This is a genomic window from Williamsia sp., assembly GCF_036566845.1.
In the GTDB taxonomy this organism is placed as follows: Bacteria; Actinomycetota; Actinomycetes; order Mycobacteriales; family Mycobacteriaceae; genus Williamsia.
Genome location: NZ_DATCVM010000282.1, coordinates 56,430 through 72,752, shown reverse-complemented (window position 1 = coordinate 72,752; position 16,323 = coordinate 56,430). Strand labels below are relative to the sequence as shown.

The 16,323-nt window shown below is 65.5% G+C and carries 18 protein-coding genes; 3 read left to right on the top strand and 15 right to left on the bottom strand.

The features are described 5' to 3' along the window. Position 1: 1 nt before the first annotated feature. The 11 genes from VIQ49_RS27765 to VIQ49_RS27715 form a co-directional block, all read right to left on the bottom strand. Positions 2 to 1,384: a hypothetical protein gene (locus tag VIQ49_RS27765; RefSeq protein ID WP_331890222.1), complete on the bottom strand. Its 1,383-nt coding sequence runs from the start codon at positions 1,382 to 1,384 to the stop codon at positions 2 to 4. A 241-nt stretch (positions 1,385 to 1,625) separates the two neighbouring features. Beyond that, on the bottom strand, positions 1,626 to 2,270 hold the full coding sequence (locus VIQ49_RS27760) for a phosphoribosyltransferase (RefSeq protein WP_331890220.1): 645 nt from the start codon (positions 2,268 to 2,270) through the stop codon (positions 1,626 to 1,628). Positions 2,271 to 2,325: 55 nt separating this feature from the next. After that, on the bottom strand, positions 2,326 to 2,868 hold the full coding sequence (locus tag VIQ49_RS27755) for a hypothetical protein (RefSeq protein ID WP_331890218.1): 543 nt from the start codon (positions 2,866 to 2,868) through the stop codon (positions 2,326 to 2,328). Continuing rightward, positions 2,868 to 3,410 carry a hypothetical protein gene (locus tag VIQ49_RS27750; protein ID WP_331890216.1) on the bottom strand — a complete coding sequence of 181 codons (543 nt, stop codon included), beginning with the start codon at positions 3,408 to 3,410 and terminating at the stop codon, positions 2,868 to 2,870. The genes VIQ49_RS27755 and VIQ49_RS27750 overlap by 1 nt, the downstream gene beginning before the upstream one ends. Positions 3,411 to 3,415: 5 nt before the next feature. Next, on the bottom strand, positions 3,416 to 4,141 hold the full coding sequence (locus VIQ49_RS27745; RefSeq protein WP_331890214.1) for a glutamine amidotransferase: 726 nt from the start codon (positions 4,139 to 4,141) through the stop codon (positions 3,416 to 3,418). After that, on the bottom strand, positions 4,141 to 5,415 hold the full coding sequence (locus VIQ49_RS27740) for a Mur ligase family protein (RefSeq protein WP_331890212.1): 1,275 nt from the start codon (positions 5,413 to 5,415) through the stop codon (positions 4,141 to 4,143). Before VIQ49_RS27740 ends, VIQ49_RS27745 begins: the two co-directional genes overlap by 1 nt. A 75-nt stretch (positions 5,416 to 5,490) precedes the next feature. Then, positions 5,491 to 5,811: a metal-sensitive transcriptional regulator gene (locus VIQ49_RS27735; protein WP_331890210.1), complete on the bottom strand. Its 321-nt coding sequence runs from the start codon at positions 5,809 to 5,811 to the stop codon at positions 5,491 to 5,493. 43 nt (positions 5,812 to 5,854) lie between these two features. Then, complete coding sequence (locus VIQ49_RS27730; RefSeq protein ID WP_331890208.1) at positions 5,855 to 8,017, bottom strand: heavy metal translocating P-type ATPase; 2,163 nt, start codon at positions 8,015 to 8,017, stop codon at positions 5,855 to 5,857. 109 nt (positions 8,018 to 8,126) lie between these two features. After that, positions 8,127 to 8,789 (bottom strand): DUF305 domain-containing protein, encoded by a 663-nt coding sequence (locus VIQ49_RS27725; RefSeq protein WP_331890206.1) that lies wholly within the window; start codon positions 8,787 to 8,789, stop codon positions 8,127 to 8,129. Between the two features lie 102 nt (positions 8,790 to 8,891). After that, positions 8,892 to 9,380: a DUF6153 family protein gene (locus tag VIQ49_RS27720; protein ID WP_331890204.1), complete on the bottom strand. Its 489-nt coding sequence runs from the start codon at positions 9,378 to 9,380 to the stop codon at positions 8,892 to 8,894. A 234-nt stretch (positions 9,381 to 9,614) separates the two neighbouring features. Beyond that, entirely contained in the window at positions 9,615 to 9,785 is a 171-nt protein-coding gene (locus VIQ49_RS27715) for a hypothetical protein (RefSeq protein WP_331890202.1), read from the bottom strand. A gap of 82 nt (positions 9,786 to 9,867) precedes the next feature. Here VIQ49_RS27715 and VIQ49_RS27710 point away from each other — a divergent pair, with 82 nt between their 5' ends. Further along, entirely contained in the window at positions 9,868 to 10,590 is a 723-nt protein-coding gene (locus VIQ49_RS27710; protein ID WP_331890200.1) for a lysophospholipid acyltransferase family protein, read from the top strand. 14 nt (positions 10,591 to 10,604) lie between these two features. Here VIQ49_RS27710 and VIQ49_RS27705 read toward each other — a convergent pair whose 3' ends face one another. From VIQ49_RS27705 to VIQ49_RS27690, 4 genes are all read right to left on the bottom strand, one after another. Beyond that, positions 10,605 to 11,462 carry an SDR family oxidoreductase gene (locus VIQ49_RS27705; protein WP_331890198.1) on the bottom strand — a complete coding sequence of 286 codons (858 nt, stop codon included), beginning with the start codon at positions 11,460 to 11,462 and terminating at the stop codon, positions 10,605 to 10,607. 201 nt (positions 11,463 to 11,663) lie between these two features. Further along, positions 11,664 to 12,593 (bottom strand): EamA family transporter, encoded by a 930-nt coding sequence (locus tag VIQ49_RS27700; protein WP_331890196.1) that lies wholly within the window; start codon positions 12,591 to 12,593, stop codon positions 11,664 to 11,666. Between the two features lie 80 nt (positions 12,594 to 12,673). Next, on the bottom strand, positions 12,674 to 13,294 hold the full coding sequence (locus VIQ49_RS27695; protein WP_331890194.1) for a class I SAM-dependent methyltransferase: 621 nt from the start codon (positions 13,292 to 13,294) through the stop codon (positions 12,674 to 12,676). Continuing rightward, positions 13,291 to 13,974 (bottom strand): TetR/AcrR family transcriptional regulator, encoded by a 684-nt coding sequence (locus VIQ49_RS27690; protein WP_331890192.1) that lies wholly within the window; start codon positions 13,972 to 13,974, stop codon positions 13,291 to 13,293. Before VIQ49_RS27690 ends, VIQ49_RS27695 begins: the two co-directional genes overlap by 4 nt. Positions 13,975 to 14,074: 100 nt before the next feature. Here VIQ49_RS27690 and VIQ49_RS27685 point away from each other — a divergent pair, with 100 nt between their 5' ends. Both VIQ49_RS27685 and VIQ49_RS27680 read left to right on the top strand, forming a co-directional pair. Next, complete coding sequence (locus VIQ49_RS27685; protein ID WP_331890190.1) at positions 14,075 to 15,406, top strand: cytochrome P450; 1,332 nt, start codon at positions 14,075 to 14,077, stop codon at positions 15,404 to 15,406. A gap of 9 nt (positions 15,407 to 15,415) precedes the next feature. Next, a complete protein-coding gene (locus tag VIQ49_RS27680; RefSeq protein WP_331890188.1) occupies positions 15,416 to 16,309 on the top strand; it encodes a LysR family transcriptional regulator in 894 nt (297 codons plus the stop codon). Positions 16,310 to 16,323 lie beyond the last annotated feature (14 nt).

Sequence of the window (16,323 nt, the reverse complement as noted above, 5' to 3'; positions counted from 1 at the left end):
GTCAGGTTGCCGGCGCGGCGGTGTTGTCCTCGGCCAGGCAGACCGACCGAAGTACGTTGTGGTACACGATGAGTCCGTAGGTGTTCGGTGCGTTGATCAGGCTGCCGGGACTGGGGATCAACTGTGTCAACTGCTCCGGGGAGAGAGACGGAAGCAGCATCTGCAGCAACGAGACCGTCAGATCATCGCTCTCGTTGTAGGCCAGGGTGAACACGTGTGTGCTCAGGGCGTAGGCGTAGTAGGCCGACGTCATCGACTTGGTGACCGTCAGGTCGGCCAGCGGGACGGTCTGGGACATGTCGGCGCCGTCCAGGATGTTGCTCACCAGACCGGTCAGGGCCTGCGTCGGCGCGCCACCCACATAGGGTACGAAGCCGAGGCCGAGTGCCATCAGCGTTTCGATCGTGTCGAAGTCCGCGGGGTCGGCCGGGATCAGGTTGTGTGGCACCTGCGCCCTGCTCATGAAGTCTTGCAGCCGCGCGGTCTGGTCGGCGACCTGCGCTGACGTCGAGGCGTCGGTGGTGTCCTGAAGGTAATGCGAGGTGCGTTCGACAACCCGGGACAGGGGCTGCGATCCCACCGAGGGGCAGGTCTTGTCTTCGGCGATCAGCACCTGTCCGGCGATGTTGGTGAGAATCTGCGGAACCTGATTCGGGAATCGGAGGTCTTTGACGGGCTGACCGGCGCTGTCCTTCTGTTCCTTGGTGACCGAGACAATGCAGGCGTCGATGAGGGCCTCACTCAGCGCGCTCTTGATCATGTCGATGGCCATCGTGCCGATACGAAGGGGAAGCGAGATCAGCATTCCGAGGCTGACCGGACCGATCGGCATGATGGGCGGAATCGTCCCCGCCACCAGCGTCGCCGGGATGATGACCGTGATGTAGAGGTAGAAGTAGACGGTCTCGACGGCCTGCGACAGCGTCATGTTCTCGAGCGTGATCGCTTCGAACTCCGTGCCGTTGCGAATGTTCATCAGCTGCGTCAGAACATACTGGGACAGCGGATCCCGGTATTCGAGGCTGGGGGAGTCGTCGGACGCTCCGAGCGCTTTGGGGTGGTTCGAGATGGCCAGCGACGACACCCGCACACCATCCATGTCGCGGTGTGCGGCGGCTTTGATCGAGGTGGCATCACGCTGAACCTGCTCGGGCATCTGCGGCAGCAGCGAGTCGAAGATCGCGTCGTAGATGCCGCCCAGGGTTGCGAAGCTCGAGCCGACGCATTCGGTCGGCGGGTTCGTGACCTGTGGCGACGACGTCGACGGCGGTGCCGGATCTGCTGCTGCCGAACCCACGTTGGCGACGACGCCGCTGCCGCCGAACAAGACGAGTGTCAGGCTCAAGACCACCGTGGCGACACCGGCGTGGAGCAGGTGCGGCAATGATCTCCGCGGCCGAGCTGACAAGGCAGTCCCCGTTCTGTTCATCGGCCGCACATGGGAATGCGGCGCAGCGCAGATTTCGACCACCTCGAAGTGCGCCAGGACAACAATCGCACATCGTGGCGGAAGTGTGCAGTGCCGCATGGATGTTCACGATGTGCAACCCGGATTCGGTGAACTTTGGATTCGATCCCGGAAACCCGGATCCGCGGCGACCCTCAGGGGTTCGGCCACACGTCGGTCAGGTCGTGGACCGGGCGAGCAGCGAGCACACGGTGGCGTCGGCCACCTGCTCGAATCGTTCGTACCACTGGCCCACCGCCCGAAAGTCGGTGGGCGTGCTCACGCAGACGAGATCGTCCACCAGCGGCGCGATCTCGGAGATGGCCGACTGCGGCGCGACCCCCACGGCCACGATCAAGCGATCCGGCTTGTGCGTGCGGGCGGCCTCGATCGCGGCCCGCATGCTTGATCCGGTGGCGAGACCGTCGTCGACCAGGATCGCGATCCGCCCCTCCATCCCCAGCGGCGGCCGCCCGGCGCGGTACGTCTGTTCGCGGCGCGTCAGTTCACGGACCTCCGCATCGACCACCCGTTGCAGCTGTTGCTCGGTGACCCGGAACTCGGAGACCACCTGCCGGTTGATCGCCGGAGAACCACCGAAGGCCACCGCGCCCAGCGCGAGCTCCGGACTGCTGGGGACGCCGAGTTTGCGGATGATGCAGGCGTCGAGGGGGGCGTGCAGTGCGGCCGCTATCTCCCATGCGACCGGCACGCCACCGCGGGCGAGACCGAAGACTGCGGTCGCGGGATTGTCGACGAGGTTGCGGTCGCGGGCGATCAGGGCTTCGGCCAGCAGCTGCCCGGCCTCGCGGCGATCTCGCAAGGTGTGACCCCGGTTGCCCCATGGTTGTCGCGTGTCGGGTCACCTCCGCCGGCTCCTACAGGAACTGTGCCTTTGTGATGCAGGTCTTTCCATTCTGCATGATGACCTCGTACACGATGCGGGATTGGTTGACGGTGTCACCGGATTGCCAGGAGGAGGCCACCAGTACTTCGGCGGCGGGTGCGGCCGGATCGCGAGGTGCAACCGCAATCGATTCGAATATCACTGTGCTGGTGCGTTTCTGGGCCTTGAACTCGTCGGTGAACGAGATCAGGTTGGGCAGACCCGCGTCTGCGAATTCGCCGCAGGTCTTGTCCTTGAAGGTCGCGATTTGGGTATCAACGGTGACTGGGCTGATCTCGAACATGCTGCGGGTGACCACCTCGGCGATCTCGCGGGCTTCTTGATCGTCGATCACCGGGGTGGGTGCGGTGGTGGGCGCGGAATCGGAGTCGTTGTTGTTGTCCGGCGCCGTCAGGGTGGCCGACACGATGGTCAGCGCGACGACAACCACCAGGGTGACTGCCAGGACGATCGCGATGCGCAGTCGGCGGCGCGAACCCGCGGGAGAAGTCGGTGTCGGCGTTCCCGGGGCCATCACAGCACCTCCATCGAGCTGATGCACATCGGAACGGCGGTGCGCTGCACCGTGAACTCGACGGCGGTGGTGGCCGGTGCGGCGGGTGTGTTGTTCTCGGTGGTGTCGAGGACGAAGAGTGCGAGCACTGTCGCGGTGGTCTCGTCCAGATCGACGATCCCGTAGTGCGCATTGGAGGTCCCGACGCTGCGGCCGGTGTCGGCAACGATGCCGGGCAACGTCTTTGCGGTCTCGTTCCACTGGTTGAGGGCGTCGCCGCACAACGTAGCCTGCGCGGTCTTCACCGTTGCGTTGATGGTGTCCGGTGTGAAGTTGTAGAGCGATTCGGTGGTCGCGCGGACGGTGTCGACCACCTCGGCCTCGGGGGCGGGTTCGACCGTTGCAGGCGTCGGCGACGACGACGCGGAATCGTCTTTGCCGGCGACGGACCACGTGATCGCCCAGGTGATGGTCACGACCACCGCGAGCACGACGAGTCCCAGCGCGAACACCATGGGGGTGATCCGTGTGTCACGGCGTTGTGGCACAGGTGAATTGGTCATCGGTGTCAGCCTCGGCGGCCGGCCGCCAGACGTTCGTGACGCAAGAGGTCGACCTCGGGCAGGACCAGCGGTTCGAGTTTGTCGACACCCAGGGCGCGGGACAGGAGGAGGTCTGCGAGTTCGGGGTTGCGGGCCAGGGCCGGGCCGTGCAGATAGGTGCCGATCACCGAACCCTGCACCGCGCCTTCGATTTTCTGGCCGGCACCGTTGCCGACCCCGTACTTGACCGTGGCCAGGGGGCGGGCTCCGGCACCGAGAGTGGTGCCGCCGCGATGGTTCTCGAATCCGGTGAGAGGTTGTGTGAGACCGGAATCCTGGGCCGGATCGGTGACGAGTTCACCGATGCTCCGGGTCTCCTGGGGTGTGGTGGTGAGGTCGAGCATCGAGATGCCGTCGACCCGCTCACCCGCGGACGTCTCGTACCAGTGGCCCAACACCTGGATGGCTGCGCAGATCGCGAGCACCGGCCGTCCGGCCTCGGCTGCCCGTTGCAGACCGGGGTACTTGGTCAGGTGCCGCGTGGCCAGCCGCTGGGCGTAGTCTTCGGCGCCGCCGAGGGTGTAGACGTCGAGGGATTCGGGGACCGGATCGGCCAGCGTGATCTGGACTATCTCGGCGTCGATGCCACGCATCCGGGCGCGCTGCCGCAGGATCAGGGCGTTGCCGCCGTCGCCGTAGGTGCCCATCACATCGGGGAGCACCAGGCCGATGCGCACAGTCGATTCGCTCATCAACGCATTCCCTTCTGTGCGCGGTCCATGGCGATTCCGAGGTCGCGGAACGCGGTGTAGTTGGCCAGCACTTCGACGCGTCCGGGCGGGCAGGACGCGATCGCTGCCAGTGGGTCGGCGATCGTGGTGTGCTCGGCGCCGGCGTAGAGGAGTCTGACCCCGAGGTCGGTGGCGCGTTCGCCGGCCGCGACCACTTGGATGTTCTCGAATGCCTCGAAGCGGACGTCCCAGAGCCAGCTGAGGTCCTCACCGTCGGGGACCTGACCGTTGACCGCGATCACCAGTCCTTCGGCATCCTGGTCGATCATCGACATGGCTTCCTGCCAGCCCGCCGGGTTCTTGGCCAACAGCATGCGCACCCGATGCGGTCCGATCTGGTGTACGCCGTACCGGCCGGCGACCTCGCCGACGGTGCCGACGGCGGCGGTGGCCGCTGCCGGGTCGGCGCCCATCGTCACGGCGGCGGCAATGGCCTGGGTGGCGTTGCCGCGGTTCGCCTTGCCGGGCACCGCGAGTTCCATCGGATGGGAGAAACCGTCGGGTCCGTACACGTGGCTGTCGTCGAACCACCAATCCGGCGTCGGACGTTCGAAGTCGATGCCGGGGGAGTACCAGTGGTCGCCTTCGCGGACGATCGGTTCGCCCGAGCGCGGGCAGCTGACCGAGTCATTGGCCCATCCCGCACCGGCGGCCACCCACACGACCTTCGGTGCGTCGTAGGCGGCAGACGAGACGAGCACGTCGTCGCAGTTGGCGATGATCGTTGCCTGGGGATGAGCGGCGATGCCCTCGCGCAGCCGACGTTCGATCATGTTGATCTCACCGACCCGGTCGAGCTGATCGCGCGAGAGGTTGAGCAGGACGATGGCAGCCGGGTGGACGGCGTCGCTGACGTGAGGAACGTGCAGTTCGTCGACTTCGAGCGCCGCGAGCTTCGCGTCCCGGTGCAACGAGAGAGCCGCCACGATCCCGGCGTCCATGTTCGCCCCGTCGGCCTGCGAGGCCACCTCACCGAGGGAGGCGAGCGCCGCCGCGGTCATCCGGGTGGTGGTGGACTTGCCGTTGGTGCCGGTGATGATCACCGTCCGCTTGCCGCGTCCGAGTTCACCGAGCAGCGAGGAGTCGATCTTCAGCGCGATCAGGCCGCCGATCATCGAACCTTTGCCGCGGCCGGTCTTCTGTGAGGCCCAGCGCGCAGCCGCGGCCGCGGCAAGGGCGAGCCGGGAGCGGGGACGGAGTCCGGTGGATGGGCGCGGGCGGTCGTCGTCGAGCATGGCAGCGAGTTTGTCACAGGTGCCGGTGTGACCTGAGTCGACACAGGTCGCGGCCCGGTGAGGAGGCGGCGGCGCTCAGGATCGGACGAGTCGGGCGATCGCGGCCGAGGCTTCGTTGAGTTTCTGTTCGGCTTCTTCACCGCCGATCTTGGCGGCGTCGACCACGCAGTGTTTGAGATGGTCGTCGAGCAGCCCCAGTGCGACGCTTTCGACTGCCTTCGTCAGCGCGGAGATCTGGGTGAGGATGTCGATGCAGTACTGCTCTTCGTCGACCATGCGGTGGATACCCCTGGCCTGGCCCTCGATGCGCTTGAGTCGGGCGAGGTACTTCTTCTTGTCGCTGATGTACCCGTGCGGGGCAGAGTCGTCGGCGTCGGTGATGGGTGTGGCAGCCATGGTGAAGGTCCTCCGGTTCGCGGGCACTTGGCAGTGTAGGTGCTCAGCGCTGCAGGATCCTGTCTGTACTCTCCTCGGGCCGCAGGTCGAGGCGCCGCAGGAGCTGGGCGTTGAGAGCGACCACAACGGTGGACGCAGACATCAGCACCGCTCCGACAGACATCGGCAGGACGAGTCCGATGCCGGCCAGGACTCCGGCGGCCAGGGGCACGGAGATCAGGTTGTAGCCGGCTGCCCACCACAGGTTCTGCTTCATCTTGCGGTAGGTCGCCCGTGACAGTTCGACGACCGACAGGACCGAGCGAGGGTCGTCGCTGGCGAGGATGACACCCGCTGATGCGATGGCCACGTCGGTGCCGGCGCCGATCGCGATTCCGACGTCGGCCTGCGCGAGAGCCGGGGCGTCGTTGACGCCGTCGCCGACCATTGCGGTCTTGCGTCCTTCGTGTTGCAGCTCAGCGACTTTCGATGCCTTGTCCTCGGGACGGACCCCTGCGAACACGCGGTCGATGCCGAGTTCGGTGGCCACCGAGTGGGCCACGGCCTCGGCGTCGCCGGTGATCATGACCACATCGATGCCGAGGCGGTGCAGCGCGGCCACGGCGTCACGGGACTCGTCGCGGACCTCGTCGGCCAACGCGAGGGCGCCGATGACCTCACCATCGGCGACCACGTGCAGGATGATCGCTCCGTCGGCGCGCCAGGTGTCGGTGACCTCCAGTTCGTGATGCCGATGCCGCTCGAGCATCTGTGGTCCACCGACCTCGATACGGCGGCCATCGACCGTTGCCGAGACACCCACTGCGGGCGAGGACGTGAAGTCGACGGCGCGTGGGATCGCCAGGTCTTTGTCGGTGGCCGCAGTGACGATGGCTTTGCCGAGAGGGTGTTCGCTGTCGCGTTCTGCGGCGGCAGCTGCCGCCAGGACATCGTCTGCGGTGTGTCCGGGAGTTGCGTGGACGACGGTCACGGCGGGCTCGCCGCGGGTCAGTGTGCCGGTCTTGTCGAACAGGACGGTGTCGACGGTGCGCATGCTCTCCAGTGCCAGGCGATCCTTGATCAATACGCCTCCGCGAGCGGCCCGTTCGGTTGCGATCGCCACCACCAACGGGATGGCCAGTCCGAGGGCATGGGGGCACGCGATGACAAGAACTGTGATGGTGCGGACGACGGCGTCGTCCGTGCTTCCGAAGATCGACCATGCCGCCGCGCTGAGGACAGCTGCGCCGAGAGCGAACCAGAACAGCCAGCCGGCCGCGGTGTCGGCCAGACGCTGAGCGCGGGAGGATGAGTTCTGGGCTTCGGAGACCAGCCGGGCGATCCCGGCGAGTGCGGTGTCGTCGCCGACTGCGGTGACCTGAACCCGCAGACCGGAATCCGTGGCGACCGTGCCCGCCACCACGGGCTCCCCGACGGTGCGGCGTACCGTCCGCGACTCGCCGGTGACCATCGACTCGTCCATGTCGGCGGCGCCGTCGACGATGGTGCCGTCGGCGGGTACGGCCGCACCCGGGCGGACGATGACAACGTCGCCGAGTCGAAGCTCGGCGGGTGACACGGTGGTGACGGTGTCTCCGACCACCCGTTCGGCCTGGTCGGGCAGCAGTGCGGCCAATGAGTCGAGGGCAGAGGTGGTTTGGGCCAGCGACCGCATCTCGATCCAGTGCCCGAGCAACATGATGACGATCAGCAGGGCGAGTTCCCACCAGAAGTCGAGTTCATGGTGCAGGACGTCCAGACTCGCACCCCAGGACGCGACGAACGCCACTGAGATGGCCAGCGCGATGAGCAGCATCATCCCGGGCGTACGAGCCCGCACTTCGCTGACCGCGCCGGTGAGGAACGGCCTTCCACCCCAGACGAACATGACCGTGCCCAGGACCGGTGAGATCCACGAAACCCATTCGGTGTCAGGCAGGTCGTAGCCGATCAGCGACGCGAACATGCCCGAGAACCCGACCACCGGCACGGCGAAGATCAACATGATCCAGAACAGCCGCCGGAACTGGCCTACGTGATCACCGTGCCCGGCATGTCCCGCATGTCCGGCAGTTGAGCCGTGGTCGGCGTGACCCCCGTGGTCGGTGTGGTCGTGATGCGGGGACTCCTGGTGTGTGGCAACGGCACTGGTGTGGTGGGAGTGTCCTGAACTGGGCGCCACACGCGTCGGCGGTGTGGCCCCGTGCTTGTCATGTGAGGTGTTCATGCCACCACTGTATACCCCTAGGGGGTATGTGTCGAGGTAGTCGGATATCAGCAGAGGGCCGGAGCCGCGCCCTGGGCGGGCACGACTCCGGACCTTGATCTGGCTGGTTTCAGGAGGCGGTCTGCAGTGACCTCATGGTGTCGATCTCGGCCTGCTGCGTGGCGACGATGGCGGTTGCCATCTGGTCGACTGCCGGGTTCAGACCGTCTGCGATCACGGTGTCGGCCATCTCGATCGCACCGGCGTGGTGCTCGATCATCATCGACAGCCAGACCTGGTCGAACTCGGCGCCGGTTGACGAGGCCAGGTCGGACATGTCCTGGGCGGTCATCATTCCGCTCATGCCGTGATCGCCGTGGTCCATGTCGTTTGTGTCAGTGTCGGGAGCCGGTTGACCCCACTGTGTCAGCCATCGCTCCAACTGCTCCATCTCCGGACCCTGCGCATTCTCGATTGCCCTCGCCAGCACAATGATCCGCGGGTTGTCGCTACGGCCTTCGACAAGCGCAGCCATCTCCACGGCCTGCGCGTGGTGCGGGTACATCATCTGCGCGAACATCACATCCGCAGAGTTGTGATCGGCTGCGTTCGCTGAAGATTCAGCTGGATTCTGCGCGCCGGCAACGGAAGGGCTCGACATCGAGTTCATGTCGTGGCCACCGTCGTCGCTGCAACCGGCGAGTACGAGTGTGGCGGCGACACCAAGCCCGGACGCGGCGATCTTGATGCGTGCCGAACGAGTTGTGGGCAGGGTGGATCGAGTCAAAGACATGGTTGATCTCCTTCAGAGAAAGTACTCACGAAACAAGACGGATTGACGCGTGCGGAAGGCACGCCGAAGGGCGTCACCGCTGGCAGTGCGGTGAGATGCCCATCAGATCCGCAAGATCGACAATTTCTCCAAACTGGGTGTCGCCCAAGGTGGTGCCCGAGATGCATGCCTGCTGATCTGCGCTGAGCCAGGCTGTCCGGCATGGTCGCCGGAACGATTCGCCAGTAGTCGACGAACCACCAGCAGGGCTGAGGCGATCGTGATCACCGCCATGCACATCGCCATCCCGGCATGTCCGGAGCAATCGGTGGTACAGCCCGTCAGCTGTGATGCGGCTGACTGCGGATGCCCCGTCGACGAGATCGCCGAAACATGTTCGGCGGCATGGGGAACCGGAGGCGCGTAGGCGGCGTTGGCGCCGGTCACCATGTGCCCGGCGGGAGGATGCACCATCGGCACCGAGTGCATGAGCAGCACACCGAACAGCACGGCAAACGCCGCACACAGCATGAGACGGCCGGAGCTACGCGCAGGTCGCCGGTGACGTACAGGCGCGATGCGCCGGACCTGCGCGTCCATCACCGCCGACATGTTCCGCTCCGTTCCGCCGAGAATGTTTTACCCCCCATGGGTATACCTCAATCCCGGAACAAAACCCACCCCCGTACGTCCGGCTCGTGCGCGTGGTGGGGTGCCGGAGTCGCGGGATGGGCAGCTATTGCAGCGCGCCGACCAGCGGTGCGATCGTCCGGCGGGCGATGTCGCGGGCAACCGCAGGGTCGTTGAGGTCGAAGCGGCCGTCCGGCACCACGAGGTGTCCCAGGGTCAGTCGGATGATGGCGTCGGCCTGGATCGCGCCTTGGTCCCGACTTCGGCGAGCACGATGAGCGCGGCGTCGAACACTTCGGTGTCAGCGGACTCCGAGACGTGGTTCGATACCGCCGCGAGTGCGGCTCGCTCGAACAATCGGGGCAACGTCGCGCCGGGTCGTGGCATCGAAGCAATATCGCACCCCGGCCACATACGTCTGTTGGCATGATCAAACCTACGCAACCGTAAGTTACGGTACCGTAGGTAGATGGAGATCGACATCTCAGAGGCTGATCAGGTCTACGCCCATTACCTGGAACACCAGCAGGACCGCCGCGCAGCGCTCCTCAAATACGGATACCTGGCACTGAAGTACCGTCCGCGCGTGCGATTCGATGCGGCAGACGGAAAGGGGTCGCTGAATGAACTCACAAAGTCCGGCGTGAGGCTGGTGATTTCGATCAATCACATCAGCGAGTCGGATCCGTATGTGGTCGCGGCGGCCGCATTTCGGTCACCGTTGCGCTTCCTGATCGGACGCACTCGCATCCTGGCAAAGGACGAATTGTTCGTCGACGACGAGCTGCGCCGCAAGATCGATTCCATGGGAGGCATTCCGGTGTTCCGGGCGAAGAACCACGGAACCAGAGTCGCGGCGGCGGCGGGTCTGAAGATGATCGATACCTGCGTCGAACGGATGTCACGGGGCGACAGCATCGCGGTGTTCCCGGAAGGTACGTGCAATCTCGACGACCCGACCATTGTGGCGCCCGTGGGCAGCGGGGTCGCTCACATCGCGGTGCGGGCCAAGAACGCCGGCTGCCGGGTTGCGTTGGTCAACGTGGGATTGTCGTACCCGGACGACAGTCACCGAAAAGCGTTGGTGGTCATGGGAACTCCGATCGAGCTGGATGCGGGGGCGCGTCCTGCTGCCGTCGCGCGGCAGATCCGGCTCGACCTGCAACGCGTCGTCGACCTCGCGAACGCCTGATTGCTGCGGTGCCCTTACTTCTTCCGGCGTCTGAAGCTCTGGAACCGGTAGAGGTACGACGGGACGCGGTGGAGGGGGACCGCCCGCGGCCATTCGTTGGTCCGGAAGTAGGCATCGGTGCCGCCGTCGACGAATACAACGCTGCCGCAGAGGAAGTCTGCGGCGTCCGACAGCATGAAGATCACCCATTCGGCGAGCTTGCCGGGGTCTCCGAATCCGCCGACGGGCACCGGAAAACCCTTGACCGCCTTGGATTCGGTGGGTGAGTTGAGCTGGGCCTCGAGCAGCGGAGTCATGATGGCACCAGGTGCCAGCGCATTGAGACGGATGCCCGCACCGGCCCATTCCGGGGAGACCGCGTGCCGGCGTACCCAGTGGCTCACCGCGACTTTCGACGACGCATACGCCATCACCGATGCGCCTGTGCCATAGAGCCGAACCGATCGGACGGCCTTGTCGCAGTCGCCGGACAGATACGCCCGGATCGCGCGGCGGGGGACCGCCGGTACCGTCGTTGTCGAATTGCTGGAGAAAACAACCACTTTCGCCATCTTGGTGGCGGCCAGGGCTTCTCGCCAGCCTTCGAGGAGTTCGATGACGCCGAAATAGTTGACCTCGGCGATCAAGCGGGGGCGATCCTTTCCCGCGCCGGGACCGAGTCCGGCGGCGAGTACGGCGCCGTTGAGTTCACCCTCGGACCGCGCGAGCACTTCCTTGATGGCACCGGCGCGGCCGGCTGATGTAGACAAGTCGGCGATCACGTCGGTTTCTTTGATGTCGACGCCGATGACGGTGTGACCGGCGGCGACGAGCCTCGCGGCCACCTCGCGGCCCATCCCCGATGCGGCTCCGGTTACGGCATACACGCCCATGGCAGTACTTCCTCGGTGGTCGGCGGACGTCGACGTCGTACCCTGCGGTCCAACCGAACAGTAATATACGCGGCCGAAGTTCGTCGCCACATGCCATCGACCGTGCCGAAATCCGCGTCGATCGGGCCGAAAGATGCAGGAAAACATCACTTTTGGCACGCTCGGCGGCGACAAGGGCACGCTCGAGGGAAGTGCTCCGCGTCAGGCGGGGACCCGTACCTCAGCCGGGGGTGGGGTGACGATTGCCGGCGCCGCTGTGCGTCGCGCGGTCAGACCGGCGAAACAGCCGATGATCACGATGGCGCCACCCACGATCTCCCCGGGGCTCGGTGTCTCGTCGAGGAACACCCACGCGGCCGTGATGCCGACGATCGGAACCAGTAGCGAAAACGGTGCGACCCGCGATGCGGGGTAGCGCGACAACAGATAGGTCCACAGACCGGATCCGGCGGCGGTGCCGAGCACCACCACGTAGGCCAGACCTGCGAGGGCGACAAGACCGGTGTGTGAGCCGACGCTGGTGATCGCGTCGACACCGGCCGAGGGTCCTTCGACCGCCAGGCTGAGCGCGTACAGCGGAATCGGTGGGATGACACACATCCACAGCGTCAGGTGCAGGGCGTTGTCGGGCCGGGCCTTGCGTGAACCGATGTTGCCGAACGCCCACCCGAGCCCGGCGACGAGGGTCAGCAATACCGGCAGCAGCGCGGCGCTTGCTCCGTGCGTGGCCCGGTCGACGCCGATCACAACCATGCCGGCGATCGCCACGCTGATGCCGATCACCTGACGTCCGCTCATCCTCTCGCCGAGGAACAGCACGCACAGCAACACGGTGAACGGCGCCGACGACTGCAGGACCAGAGACGCGAGCCCGGTGGGCATACCCTGGTCCATCGCGAGGAACAGGAAGGCGAATTGAATTGTGCCGAAACCGATTCCGTATAGCAGTAACCATCGCAACGGCACGTTCGGCCGTGGAACGAACAGGATCACCGGCACGGCCATCACGGCAAAGCGCAGCGCGGCGAAGAACAGCGGCGGGAAGTGTTCGAGTCCGGCGTGGATCGCCAGAAAGTTCAGTCCCCACAGCAGGACCACGGTCAGTCCCAGTAGGCGGTCGCGAGTAGTCACCCGTCCATGGTCACGGCCGCAACAATTCAGTTCAATCTAATTATTGTGGATCGATGATGTAGAAGAACTTCACGTTCGAATCAGGTGATCCGGGTGGCCCGCAGCACGGTGTCGTTGATGTGAGCCGCGCCACCCGAAGACGCGTCGATACGGCGCGGTTGGGTGCGGTCGACCAGGACCTTCCAGTTGTCGCCGAGGAACGCGGCGAACTCGTGCGACGTGTAGTAGTCGAGCGGGTTGAAATCCCGGTTCTCCGAATGCGAATGACCGTGCTTCTTCATGTGGTCCCCGGTCAGGTCGTGACTGACCACGAACAGGGTGCCGCCGGGCGCGACCGCGTCGACAAAGGCGCGGGCGGCATCGTCGCCGGGTGCACGGAGGAGGGGGAAGTAGTGCATCGACACCAGGTCGAAAGCCGACGGCTCCGGCGGGTTCTGGACCGGATCGGCGTGCGTCCAGGTGATCGACGGGTGGTCGTTCAGCTCCTTCGCCCGGGCGAGCGCGGCGGATGAGATGTCGATCGCAGTCACCTTCCAGCCGCGATCGGCCAGCCAGCGCGCATCGGCACCTTCACCGCAGCCGACATCGAGTGCGGTGCCCGGGGTGAGGTCGGTGATCTCACCTTCCAGCGCGTGGTTCGGGTTGTTGCTCCAGACGCGATCGGTGCTTGTGTAGCGGGCGTCCCAGTCTGCTTCATTCATGTCCGTGAGTGTTCCTGTAAGTCTCGAGAGTTGGCAAGTGTGTTTGCCGGTTCAGCAATATCGGTCCGCTGAGAGGGGCCCAGCAGCGCAAAGCAGGCCCGCAGCGCGGTGTCTTCGATATCGGCGACGGGACGGCCGTTCTCGACCGCGTTGGCGGTTAACTCGCGGAGGCCGCCGAGCAACATGATCGCCATCTCCGTGGTCACCGGTTCGATACCGGCGGCCCGCATCTGGGGGGTGTCCGTGAGGGAGACGATGGCCTCGATGAAGTCGTTGACGGCTTGCTGCTGGATCGGGCGGGCACTTTCTCCCAGTGCCGGGAGTTCGCGGATCCAGCACAGCGTCATCGCGGGGTGCGAGTCCATCGACCGGATGTACGACCCGACGGCCTGGCGGATCTGATCGGCCCAGTCGGCATCGGGGTCCACCGCGGCCATGATGGCTTCGATGTTCTGGTCGTTGGTGACGTGCAGGAGTTCGACGAAGCAGCTCTCTTTCGAGGTGAACTCCTGATAGAAGGTCCGTCGCGACGTCCTGGCGTGCCGAACGATGTCGGCAACCGTGGTGGCGCGGTATCCGCGCTCGACGATGGACTCGCCGAGCGCTTCGAGGAGTCGGAGCCGGAACTCGGTGTTGCCCGGCGGACTTGTCGGGGCCGGGATCGGGGCGTGGGGCGGCACACCGCCACGATACGGCGAGCTCAACCCTTGTGATGCATGGTACGTCGGCGTACCGTCAAGTAATCAAGTGGCCCAGAACACTGGCGGGGAGTGGTTCGGCATGAGTGCAGTTCGACGTGAGACCACCATCGAACCCACTCGCGTCGACGAGCCCGACCTCCCACCGCGGGTCCCGCTGCCCCGAGCGCTGACGGCGCTCCCGTTCGTGATCTCCCGACGTCGGACAATGGCCATGGCGGCCAGGCGCTATGGATCGGTCTTCACCATCGACCTTCCGGTGTTCGGGAGGACTGTGGTGGTCGCTGATCCGCAACTTGCCAAGCAGGTGTTCACAACACCCTCGGACGTTCTGTGCAACGTGCAGCCGAATCTCAGCCGGATCCTCGGTGAGGGCTCGATGTTCGCTCTCGAAGGCGATGAGCATCGAAGTCGGCGCAGATTGCTGACACCTCCGCTGCACGGCAAGGCCATCAAGGTGTACGAACAGATCGTGGCCGAGGAGTTTGCGAAGGAATCGGCCACCTGGCCCGAGGGCGAGGAGATCGCCACTGTCGAACCGATGATGCGGGTCACGCTGAACGTGATCCTGCGGGCCGTATTCGGTGCCCAGGGAGAGTATTTCGAAGCGTTGCGCCGCGTGATTCCACCGATGGTCGAATCGGGTTCGCGTTGTGCGACCATCCCCGATTCGATGCAGAAGGGCCGAATCGGGCCGTGGGCCCGGTTCCGTCGGCTAAGGGCCGAGTACGACTCCATCATCGCCGACATGGTCACCAGGGCCCGCAAAGACCCGGACCTCCAAAATCGCACGGACATCATGGCATTGATGCTGCAGAGTACCTACGACGATGGCTCGGCGATGACGACCAAAGAAGTCGCCGACGAACTCGTGACCCTGCTGGCCGCCGGGCACGAGACCACGGCCAACACCCTCGCCTGGGCTTTCGAGCGTTTGAGCCGGCATCCGGAGTTGTTGGCGCGCTTGACCGCCGAGGTCGACGAGGGCGGCTCGGAACTGCGCCAGGCGACGATTCTGGAGGTGCAGCGGAGCCGTCCCGTGATCGACTTCGCCGGCCGGCACGTGCTGTCGCCGACGTATGAACTGGGACAGTGGCGAATCCCCAAGGGCAGCACGGTTTTCATCTGCATTTCGCTATTGCACGACGACAGCGACCAGTTCCGAGATCCGGAGATCTTCGATCCGGGGCGGTTTGTCGACCGGCGGCCGTCGGCGGCGTGGTTGCCGTTCGGGGGTGGCACCAGGCGCTGCATCGGGGCGGCGTTCGCGAACATGGAGATGGACGTGGTGCTGCGCGAGTGCCTGCGCGACTTCGAGATCGTCGGCACCGATGCCGACGCAGAACGCTGGCATGGACGCGGCGTCGCGTACGCGCCCAGGCGCGGTGGGCGGATGATGATCCGTCGGCGCTAGCCTGCCGGTATGGACCTGCAGCGTTTACGGATACTCAGAGAGTTCGCCGATCGCGGCACTGTCGGCGCCGTCGCGCAGGCCTTGAACATGACACCGTCTGCGGTGTCGCAGCAGCTCAAGGTCCTCGGCAAAGAGGCGGGCATAGCGTTGCTCGAGCAGGACGGGCGGCGAGTGCGACTGACCGATGCCGGTCGGGCGCTGGTGCTGCGGGCAGACGAGGTCGTCTCCGCGGTCGATCGTGCGTCCGAGGAGATGGCGTCCTATCGTGACGACGCGGTCGGTTCGGTGCGGATCGCGATGTTCCCCTCGGGTGCCGCGGTGCTCCTGCCAGGACTCATGGAGCGGATGCGGACCGCCGGTATCGCCCTGATCGCACGCGACGAGGACGTGCGCTATCAGGAGGCCCCGGCATTGCTGTCCGACTCCGACGTGGTTCTGACGCACCGCGACGAGCGAGCCCCGCAGGTGGTCTCGGCCAGGGTGGCCGCGACATTTGTGATGCGCGAACCCATCGACCTGGTCGTGGGTGCCGATCATCGTCATGCCGGGCGCACCGACGTCACACTCGGTGAACTCGCCGACGAGGATTGGATCAGCGTCCGCGACGGTTTCCCGATCGACGACGTGCTGTTGTCGCTGGCCGCGGTCACCGGAGTGCAACCCCGGGTGACGCACCGGATCAACGACTTTCGGACGATCGAGGCACTGGTGGCACGCGGCCACGGGATTGCCTTGATACCGCGCTATTCCGTCTGCGACCCCGACGTGGTCCGGCTGGTGCTCACCGGAGTCCGGGCGGCCCGGGTGTACGAGGCGCTCAGCCGTCCCGGGGCGCAAGACCGCGGAGCTGTGCGTCAACTGATGAATGCGCTGGTCGCCGAGGCCGGCGCCATCGAAAGCTGAGTCTTCCCAGGGTT